General features: G+C 63.3%; 1 protein-coding gene. It reads left to right on the top strand.

All coding sequences use genetic code 11. The features are described from left to right. The coding region (locus tag JUI81_RS31655; RefSeq protein WP_204125696.1) for an immunoglobulin-like domain-containing protein at window positions 1–491 on the top strand (491 nt) is incomplete at both ends.

Raw genomic sequence — 491 nt, 5'->3', positions numbered from 1 at the left:
GTGACCCTGTCGAATGGCCAGACCATTACCATCCCGGTCGGCTCGAGCAGCGCCAGTGTCAACTTCACCGCACCCAACGACGCGTTGGCCGGCGGCGGTTCTTTGAGCGTCAAGATAGACGACGCCAAGGGCGGCAACTACGAGAAGCTGGAAGTCGACGGCAAGTCGGCGGATACCTCGGTGACCGACACACCGGATACCACCACCCTTAGCCTGTCGGCAACCGACTCGGTGGCTGAAGGTGGTTCCATCGTCTATACCGCGACCCTGACCAATGCCGCCGGCACACCGGTCACCGTGACCCTGTCGAACGGCGCGGTGATCACCATCGCCGCCGGCGCCACCAGTGGCAGCGTGACTGTCGATGCACCGAAGGACGACGTCTACAAGGACGCTGGCCAAGTCGAAGTCACGATCAAGGATGCCGCAGGCGGCAACTTCGAGAACCTGGCCACCAGCCCAGCGGCAGCGGTCACCACCGTTACCGATAC

Source organism: Pseudomonas sp. 008, from assembly GCF_016861935.1.
In the GTDB taxonomy this organism is placed as follows: domain Bacteria; phylum Pseudomonadota; class Gammaproteobacteria; order Pseudomonadales; family Pseudomonadaceae; genus Aquipseudomonas.
This window is presented reverse-complemented; position numbering and strand designations above follow the sequence as displayed.